Genomic DNA, 6197 nt, shown 5'->3' on the forward strand with positions numbered 1-6197 from the left:
ACTTCGAGCGAGCATCTGCTGTGAAGAAGGTATTCACACTTACAGCCAACTACACAAACCAAGACCCACCTTCTTCGACCGCCGTTCGGCCGCATCAAGGCTTTCGCAGGCCAAGTCCTCAAGGTGTTACCGAGGTGCATGCATCGATTCTGGCCGCGTATCTTGGCCCGGACCCTTTAGCAGGTAAGTGTTTGTCACAAATTGCGAGTTCTCGGATCTTCGGCAATCTGCCCAACGATGTGCGGCAGATCGATATCCTTGAGCACCGTTTGTTGCGGCCAGGGCGCTGCGCGCAAATCGTCATCATCGATTGCCGCGAATGGGAGCAACATGGGTACGGTCATGCGAAGCTCTCGTCCGGACTGGTGCAACTCGCCCTGGTTTCCGAAGGCAGGCTGGACCGAGAGGCGGTTTTCTCCGACGGGTATTCCGATTACCTGTTGTGGCCACTGATCGAGCAGGAAGTTGTGAGCAGACTGACCGCCTGCGTCGCTCAGATCGCGCGGCGTTCTGCACCGCTATTCTTCTCAGCCGACCCCCTCGTTCAGAAGGCTTGCGATCTGCTGGTACAGCGTGTCGGTCAGCAGATCGCCCTCAGCGAACTGGTGCGCATAGCCGGGACCAACAAGACAACGCTCGTCAACCGCTTCGAGGCTGCCTTTGGCTGCGGGCCTATGACCTGGTTACGGCACTACCGGATGATGGAGGCTGCCGGCCGCTTGCGAAGCGGGCATGAAAGCGTGGCCGAGGTCGCTGAATCCTTAGGCTACGAAAACAGCAACAATTTCTCCACGGCGTTCAAAGCGATTCATGGGCTCTCGCCGCTGCGCTATCGCAAAATGGCGGCGCGCAGAGAAAGGTCTGCCTGAGGCAAAGGTGGGGATCGGAACAAACTGTTATACAGCCAGTGAAGACACGCGAAGATCACCTGATACTCAAGCGTTTACGCACTCCAGGCACTTTGCGACTTTCACAGCAACGGTCAGAATAGGAAGATAAGCATGTTGAACGCGGTCGCAGCGCATTTTCAAGGGCATGAACAGAGCTATTCGGACAAGAACTATGAGGTGGCGAGCGCGTTTTTCGGCGCCAAGTCCCTTCTTTTGGCCCAGCCAGGTGCTGCGCGCCCCAGTGACGACACGATCGCCAACGATCAAGGAACAGTACAGTTTCACCTCATTGGTCAGAAGACCGATGACCCGGCGTACAGCGGCATCATGAAAGAAAATCAGGACAACCTTCTGGCAATAGGAGGACTCATTCACGACTACATGCATACCCATCATCCTAAGGTTGATGCGGAAAAACTTGACATCAACACATGGACGAACGTTGTGGGCAACATTCCCGACCTTTCGATGGGAGGGCAAAAACAGAAAGGTTACTCAAACAAGTTTGCTGGGACCTCCGTCTCAGCCACGTTCCTCTCCTTGATCGCGAAGGCGATCGTCACTGACGGGGCGTCTCTGCTAACGGATTTCGAGTCCTTCCTCACTGAGATGGGCAACCTGACCTTCAGCGCCAACAGCAAGTCGCAGCAGTACAAGGCTCTGACATGCACCTACCAAAGCTACCTTCTCGATAACGGGGCAGGCGGATATTACGACTACGGAGCAATTGTTTTGCGAGAAGTCAAGTTCAATGAGTACTTCCTTGATCTAAAATATTCTTGCTCGTCGGCTCGGTACGTCAACGTCGACATAAGCTATAAAGAGGTTACCAATATCGTTCAGACTCGCCGGATCCGCAGCGGCGGCCCCGATTACAAAAACTTCCAGGAGATCGTGAATAAGAACGCCACCGAGCAGTTTATGAATGCCAAGAACTTCTTTAACGGTGGCTCGACCCCGCAGCAAGACATCACGCCCCAGGTCTGATTCTAATGATTGGTCTCGAAAGCAGCAGCGCACCAACCGACGGTGTCAATTCGAAGGAACCTCGCCAGCGTCATAGATCAGGTCCGGCTGACAGCGGTGCCGACGAACTCCGGCCCCGCTTCTATAAGAAACCAACTATGAAGGCCTGAATCTGTCAAACAAGGATACGCAGTCCACTATCGCGCAGGTTTTCGGCCGCTTCGGCCCGCCGAGCGACTCACCTTACTACCTGCGCGTCTTGCCCTGATCCGTATGCCAGACGTTACATTCAGCCAAAAGGAGCAGCACGCTCGTTGAATATGTGAATACCGCAGATTTCGTCAGCGGAGCGAAGTCGGTGGTGCGCTTTGTAGCGGGAAAGCCCATGCCCTATCATGAAGACTTCGCGAAGGCGGACGGATGGTCCGCAGCGGATGTCAGCGTCCGTCTCAACAATGCGGCAGGCCGGAAATTTCTCACTTTCTTGCGAAGATCGGGGGTGACCACGGTCATTCGGTATTACGCGAGTTCCGCGAGGCCAAAAACCATCACACCAGTGGAGGCCAAACTACTATCTGGGCACGGTTTCGGAATTCTGCCGATCTTCCAGGACAGCAGCCGCCATATTTCCAATTTCTCGAGCTCGATCGGCACTGCGAATGCAAAGAGTGCTATGGGGTTCGCAAATCGCGTCGGTCAGCCGAAAGATAGAGGCAGTACGATTCTTTTCGCCGTCGATGGGGACTATCCGGCTAAGCAGATCGATGGTCCTATCCTCGCGTACTTCCACGCGATTAAAGATGAGATCGACGGCACTTTCGCCATCGGCGCGTATGGTTGCGGTGCGGTGCTCTCAAAACTAATGGCGGAGGGATTGATCACGGTTCCATGGATATCTATGTCGCACCTGTTTCTTGGAACCGAGCAGTTCTTCTATTCCAACCGATGGTCGATGCGGCAGGTACCTCCAGAGGTTACCCATGGCCCCTCTGGGGTGGGCTATGATCGCAATATCGTTCGGGTTCCTCGGAGGGAGATCGGGGCCTTCCAAGTTGATGAGTCGGGCGAAGGCTCGCTGGCCTAGGCTGGCGAGACGGGCGGCTCGTAGACGCGGCAAGCTGAAAACGTTGTCGGATTTTATGTTCGCAGAGGTCTCCGACGTCAACGGCGAGTGTAAAGTTGTCGCGGAATCTCGCAAATCGTCTCTCCACGCGCTCGCCCGCTACAATCGAGCGGCGCGGCCGCCATCATCATCCCCGGAACTACTGCAGCGCCGTCGACCCACGCCCAACCGGCGGCCGAGATTGGGCACCAGTACCAGGCCGGCTATGAGGCCGAGGCCGCCCGCCGCTGGAGCTCAAAAATCTCGCGGCTCTCCCGGTAGTACCCCCGCGCAGAGAGCAGGTTGGCGGGTTTGCCGTTTTTCGGCCGTTCGGGTCAGGGTAGGTTCCATAGACAATTCGCCTTGCTGGATATCGTGTTGTCATATCGAGCGGCATCGTCGCACGCTCGTCAACTAAAGACAGCTAAAGGCTTGTGGTCATGGCCTTCCCATGCAGAACGGTGATCTGGAGGGGATGAGAATGCCTGAAACGATGCTCGCGGCGCTTGCCAACATTCGGACCGTTGAGGAAATGATCGTGGCCTTCCGGGGATCCTTCCGGGATGAACAGCATTGCCGGCGATTGCTGGAAATTAGGTGTGGCCAGAAGACAGAACCTGTCCGGCCCGTGGTTATAAGCGTTCGATCGCGCTTGCCGGCCGCGATACCCCGCTGCATTCGACCAAGCTGACCTTGCGTGTTTGGCTGAAGCCATGTGGCTGATGCTCCAGTCGGACAAGCGCTTGTCCTCGGTCCGGCTCGCCGAGATCCTTGTCTTTGGTTGATAAAGGCAGCGTGTCTGCGGGAACAGTTCGTGTTCCGGCTCCCTGTACTTTCGGGCTGCCAAAGGACTTTGCGAGCCAAGTTAGCTCGTTGCCGCAGGCAGTTGGCTTCTGGCGCGGCATCCTTCAACGCGGCATTGTCGAGCATGGTGTCGGCCAGAAGCCGCTCAGCCGCGTGTTCTCGTCCTCAAGAGCCTTCAGTCGCCGAGCCTCGGAGACATCCATCCCGCCAAAGCGGCCCTTCCATTGTGATCGCGGCGTCGCTGACCGCGTGCTTGCGGCACAGATCGCGAACCGACACTCCGTCCTCATGTTCCTTCAAATTCCGATGATCTCTTGAGAAAAGCGGCTACTTTTCATGTCCAAGTCCTCTCGACGGGCCAGAACGAACGTCAACCGGATTAGATCAGCGGGCAAGGTCACCATTTCGGCCATGAATACGCCAACCCGATTACATTGTTGGAAATAAGTAACTCGAGCGAAAACGTGCAATTTGCCTTCGCCACGTACCCTAATCGCGCAGAGATATCAATTTCCACATCCTGGAATTCAATGAAATGATTGTACAGTGGAAAACACGCCTTATACACCGCCTCCTTCAAAACGAAGAGGTCCCGCCGCTTGAGCAGATGTAGATCGTACATGCGTTGCTCGTTAGGGGTGGCAATCAATTCGATCAGGTTCTCCGGCAGAGGTTCATTAGGCTCAATGTCGATGCCGAGAGCCGCAATCCGTTTGGTCCCTGCAATGGCGGCGGCGGCTACGGTATCGTGGTGCGCCAAAGATCCGACGACGCCGGGTGGCCAGATCGGAACACCTGAGCGCGTCTTTAGGATCGGCAGTAGTGGGAATCCCAGTTGCCCAAGGAGTGTTCTGGCGACTACTCTTGCAGCACCGCTTTGGCGGCGAACTTTGGTAACAGCGCGTCCCAACGAGGTAACTTCGGAATCGTACAAGGTGGCTTCGTCGCCCGCTTCTATGGGACGGATGCCGACGAGGATGTTCTGTTGATCAATGGTGATAGTCTCCATTCTATCTGGTCCCCTTTGAGCTTTTCGGATGACAAGCTCAGCTCATGCAGCTTGGCCTTGAAGTTGCTCGACTCGGTCGTCGACCAGTAGAGGCGGCAGACCAAATATGCTTCCCATCTTTGGATCACCGAGCCAGAACTCTCCGACATTTGGGGATTGTCGCGATCCGAGACTGAACCTCGTCTGGGTGCCAGAATCTTCGGTGCAGTTCGCTAGGGATCTTTTTCAAGAACCCCGGTTAAAGGCGTAGAAATCGCTCGGGCCAGAGCCTTGCGGTTTTCCAGAACACTCATCATCGTCACGTGGTCGCCTACAATCGGTAGGGCAGTAATGGCGTCCGGACTCAAGACTCGGTCCCAGCCCCGCATAGGCGAACGTGCCGCTGGGCATAATGAACTCTTAGCTTGTCGTGCCCGAGAACTGAAGAGAGCCTCGGTGGCATAAAACTGATGTATCTCAACTGGCAGGGTTGGGACTTGGTACGCCTGCAGCGCCTCGTGAAACCGGGCGGTCCTTTCATACATCAAAACATCGTTATGGAGATTACGATCCAGAGGTATTGCCCCAATTTGCTGAGCCTTTTCGAGCAGCTGAGCGATTGAACTTTGTCTAGCAAATTGCTCCAACACTTCGAAGCTCTCATCATCTAAGGATTCAAAAGAATCCAGCACCACGTCTCGTACCATTTGTATGGGTGATATTTTTGTCAAGTTTGCAGGTAGCGTAACATCGATCAACGCGATGAAAGAGATAGCTTCATCGCGACCCAGTAAGAGCTGGGCTATGGCGTAAGCCAAGATTCCGCCTGATGAGTATCCAGCGAAACGATACGGACCCCGCGGCTGGATCTTTCTAATCGCCACGATGGTCTCCGCGGCTATCGCCTCAAGAGTTGGTGGACCAAGGTTATTGAAGGGGGGCCATGGCAGAGCGTAGACGGGACAGTCTACGTCCATTTCCTCCATCAACCTGAGGACGTAGGAACAATCGCCAAAACCTGTGGGGACAAAGAAGAGCGGTGGCTGCGATCCGCTTGCCTGTACGGAAATCACTCCAGGAGTCCTGGGCTGTGGCTCCAAATGAACCTTCGATGCAAATTCCTTCAGAACAGGGGCTCGGAAGAGGTCGGCGGCGCTAAAGTTCAGCCCAACATCTAATGCTCGACTGAGTAACTGCACCGCCAGGAGCGAGTGGCCGCCGAGTTCGAAGAAATTATCGTGGCGCCCGATGCGCTCGATCCCGAGCAGCTCCGCCCAAATCCCGGCCAGCAGCGTCTCGACCGCGCCCTGCGGCGCTTCATAGGCGGCGTGCGCATAGGCCTCGTCGGCCGGCGCCGGCAGCGCCTGGCGGTCGAGCTTGCCGTTCGGTGTCAGCGGCAGCCCATCCAGCCGCACGAAGGCCGACGGCACCATGTAGTCGGGCAGCC

5 protein-coding genes and 2 pseudogenes are annotated in these 6197 nt (G+C 55.9%); 4 read left to right on the plus strand and 3 right to left on the minus strand.

The genetic code is table 11. From position 1 onward, the window contains the following. Positions 1-20: 20 nt before the first annotated feature. From A9K71_RS05385 to A9K71_RS29895, 4 genes and pseudogenes are all read left to right on the plus strand, one after another. Positions 21-869 (plus strand): AraC family transcriptional regulator, encoded by an 849-nt coding sequence (locus tag A9K71_RS05385; RefSeq protein WP_245299532.1) that lies wholly within the window; start codon positions 21-23, stop codon positions 867-869. Positions 870-1001: 132 nt separating this feature from the next. Next, a complete protein-coding gene (locus tag A9K71_RS05390) occupies positions 1002-1877 on the plus strand; it encodes a hypothetical protein (RefSeq protein ID WP_066991381.1) in 876 nt (291 codons plus the stop codon). Between the two features lie 364 nt (positions 1878-2241). Continuing rightward, positions 2242-2940: a glycoside hydrolase domain-containing protein gene (locus tag A9K71_RS05395; protein ID WP_066991384.1), complete on the plus strand. Its 699-nt coding sequence runs from the start codon at positions 2242-2244 to the stop codon at positions 2938-2940. Between the two features lie 499 nt (positions 2941-3439). Continuing rightward, a pseudogene (locus A9K71_RS29895) lies at positions 3440-3731 on the plus strand (IS1595 family transposase); the annotation flags it as partial. 130 nt (positions 3732-3861) lie between these two features. Here the strand turns inward: A9K71_RS29895 and A9K71_RS29900 are convergent. The 3 genes and pseudogenes from A9K71_RS29900 to A9K71_RS05405 all read right to left on the minus strand — a co-directional run. Continuing rightward, positions 3862-4100: pseudogene (locus A9K71_RS29900) on the minus strand (transposase); the annotation flags it as partial. Between the two features lie 59 nt (positions 4101-4159). Then, positions 4160-4771 carry a 4'-phosphopantetheinyl transferase superfamily protein gene (locus tag A9K71_RS05400; protein ID WP_065012153.1) on the minus strand — a complete coding sequence of 204 codons (612 nt, stop codon included), beginning with the start codon at positions 4769-4771 and terminating at the stop codon, positions 4160-4162. A 212-nt stretch (positions 4772-4983) separates the two neighbouring features. Further along, positions 4984-6197: thioesterase domain-containing protein (locus tag A9K71_RS05405; protein ID WP_245299533.1), on the minus strand; the 1214-nt coding region annotated here is incomplete at its 5' end.

The sequence above is a fragment of the Mesorhizobium sp. WSM3873 genome (genome assembly GCF_001672445.1).
Classification (GTDB): Bacteria; Pseudomonadota; Alphaproteobacteria; order Rhizobiales; family Rhizobiaceae; genus Mesorhizobium.